Raw genomic sequence first — 1,701 nt, forward strand, 5'->3', positions numbered from 1 at the left:
GACAGCCTGTCGATCGCCGCCGCCGCCATCGCCCCGCTCCGCCGACCTTCCACTGTCACGTCGCGCTGCCGCGTCGCCGATGCCGATGCCGATGCCACAACGAAAAAAGCGACCTCGTTGCCGAGATCGCCTTTTCGTCTACTGCATCTGCACTGCAGATTTTCTGTGGTAGCGGGGGCAGGATTTGAACCTGCGACCTTCGGGTTATGAGCCCGACGAGCTGCCAGACTGCTCCACCCCGCAGCAGAAGCGGATGAGTGCGGAAGACCCGGGGGACTTCCTAGCAACGATGTTCTGGCGAAACCGCTGCATCAACAACTCAGGAGATGAATATTACACGAGTTGCGCACGTTTGTATCGTTTTTTACGAAATATGTGCAAATGCCTGCTGGCACCACACCATGATCGGGTTCCAGGCCACGCCCAGGGCCAGCAGCGCCAGGGCATTCACGCCCAGCACCACGCCCAGGACGCGATCGTTGTTGGCCGGCAGCGGCTCACCCACCGGCTCATCGAAGTACATGACCTTGATCACGCGCAGGTAGTAGAAGCAGCCGATCACGGCGCAGATCACGCCGACCATGGCCAGCCACAGCATGTCGCCCTGGATCGCCGCGCCGAGGACGGCCAGCTTGGTCCAGAAGCCCAGGAACGGCGGGATGCCTGCCAGCGACGCCATGATGCACAGCACCAGGCCGGCCATCCACGGGTTGCGGGCATTGAGGCCCTTGAAGTCTTCGATCTTCTCGGCTTCGAAGCCATTACGCGACAAGGCGATGATCGCGCCGAACGCAGCCGTGGACATGATCGCGTAGCTCAGGGCGTAGAACAGCGCCGCCGAGTACCCCCGCTCGCCACCACCGGCCATGCCCATCAGCAGGAAGCCGATGTGCGAAACGGTCGAGAACGCCAGCATGCGCTTGAGGTTGGTCTGCGCGATCGCCATCAGGTTGCCGATCACCAGCGACAGTGCGGCCAGACCACCGATCAGGTACTTCCATTCGTCGGCCAGCGGACCCACGCCCATTTCCAGCAGGCGGTAGGCCATGCCGAACGCCGCCAGCTTCGGGGCCGAGCTGATGAACAGCGCGACAGGTGCCGGGGCACCCTGGTAGACGTCGGGCAGCCACATATGGAACGGGGCGGCACCCAGCTTGAAGGCCACACCGGCGATCATGAACACCGCGCCGGTCAGCAGCAGCATCTTCTCTTCGGTATGCGGAATGGCCGCGTTGATGGCATCCAGGTGCAGCGAACCGGTGGCGCCGTAGATCAGCGACATGCCGTACAGCAGCAGACCCGAGGCCAGCGAGCCGAGCACGATGTACTTCATCGCCGCTTCCGAGGCCAGGCCGTTTTCACGGTTGCTGGCGACCAGGGCGTAGGAGCACAGCGCCAGCAGTTCCAGGCCGAGATAGACCATCAGCAGGCTGCCGGCCGAGACCAGGATCATCATGCCCGCGGTGGCGAACAGGATCAGCACCGGGATCTCGCCCTGGTAGAGCTTGCGCTCGCGCAGGTAGCTCCAGCCGTAGATCAGGGTCAGGCCGCTGCACAGCACGATCACGGTCTTCATCACGTCGGCCGCGTTGTCGCGGACGAACATGCCGTGGAAGACCTCGCCCTGCCCGCCCACTCCGGTGGCGAGCATGAAGAACACGACCGCCAGCGCAGCGATCGAGAACAGGTGGGTCCAGATCT

General features: G+C 63.5%; 1 protein-coding gene and 1 tRNA gene. Both read right to left on the reverse strand.

Annotation, left to right across the window (positions count from 1 at the left end; translation table 11 throughout):
- Nucleotides 1-166: 166 nt before the first annotated feature.
- Nucleotides 167-243 (reverse strand) — tRNA-Met (locus tag ACE026_RS07555).
- Nucleotides 244-364: 121 nt separating this feature from the next.
- Nucleotides 365-1,701, reverse strand: a 1,337-nt coding sequence (nuoN, locus tag ACE026_RS07560; protein ID WP_486038574.1) for an NADH-quinone oxidoreductase subunit NuoN, incomplete at its 5' end; no start/stop codon positions are given.

The sequence above is a fragment of the Stenotrophomonas sp. AGC87 genome (genome assembly GCF_057333975.1).